Source organism: Aminobacter sp. P4_H6_2 (genome assembly GCF_056400805.1).
The window spans coordinates 1-1,049 of sequence record NZ_JBFUKO010001038.1; the positions used below are offsets into that span (position 1 = coordinate 1).

2 protein-coding genes are annotated in these 1,049 nt (G+C 59.1%); both read right to left on the reverse strand.

Features of this window, described 5'->3' with window-relative positions; all coding sequences use genetic code 11:
- A partial coding sequence (locus tag AC1DUU_RS32750; RefSeq protein WP_476787442.1) for an ABC transporter substrate-binding protein occupies positions 1–867 on the reverse strand: 867 nt, incomplete at its 3' end.
- A partial coding sequence (locus AC1DUU_RS32755; protein ID WP_476787443.1) for a hypothetical protein occupies positions 864–1,049 on the reverse strand: 186 nt, incomplete at its 5' end. The genes AC1DUU_RS32750 and AC1DUU_RS32755, both read right to left, overlap by 4 nt.

Here is a 1,049-nt window from a genome sequence, read left to right on the forward strand (position 1 = left end):
ATGCATCATTGTCGTGTCGGCCCAGCCGGTGGCGCCCTCTTCCGGGATTGTCGAGGCGACCGGCTGCTTTTCCGAAGCGAGCAAATTAACCTGGAACGGCCACGAACCTGAAGCGACCACGCCCTCATTCTTGAAGTCGTCGACCTGGATCATGGCGTCATGCCAGTAGCGGCCGACGAGCGTGCGCTGGGTGCGCAGCAGATCGAGTGCTTCCTTGTACTGGCCCTCGTTGAGTTCGTAGGGATCCTTGATGCCGAGATCGGGCTTGTGCGCCATCAGGTAGTTGGCGGCGTCTGCGATATGGATCGCGCCGTCATAGGCCTGGACACGACCCTTGTTGGGCTTTCCATCGGGCAGATCCATCGGCTCGAAGACGATGTTCCAGCTCTTGGGCGCTTCCTTGAACACGTTGGTGTTGTACATCAGCACATTCGGGCCCCACTGATAGGGCACGCCGTAATGCTTGCCGTCGACAGTGAACCAGGGCGCATCCTTGAGGCGCTCGTCGACTGCCGACCAGCTCTTGATCAGGTCGGTGTTGATCGGCTGGACGCGCTTGCCGGCAACCAGGCGAAGCGAGGCGTCACCCGATGCGGTGACGAGATCGAAGCCGCCCTCATTCATCAGCGCCACCATTTCGTCCGAGGTGGCCGCGGTCTTGACGTTGACCTTGCAGCCCGACGCCTTTTCGAAATCCGTCACCCAGTCGTAATTCTTGTCGGTCTCGCCCCGCTCGATATAGCCCGGCCAGGCGATGATGTTGACTTGGCCCTCGCCCTTGCCGATTTCCTTGACCTGCGCAAAAGCCTGGCCGGAAAAGCTGCACGCCAAGGCGATGGCCGTGCAGGATTTCAAAAATGCCTTCATCTCGATTCTCCCATTTGCAGGGGCCGCTCTCGATCGGCGGTGTTGCCCTGAAACGAAAGGTGCTGTGAAAGCGCAGGTTTCGCAAATTCATTTGGAAGAAGGGTGATATCGGTTTTTCCGATACCGGCAGCGCGGTTAGAGTTTTTGACGAACTGTGCGCTGCGCCTGGGCGATGCCAATGA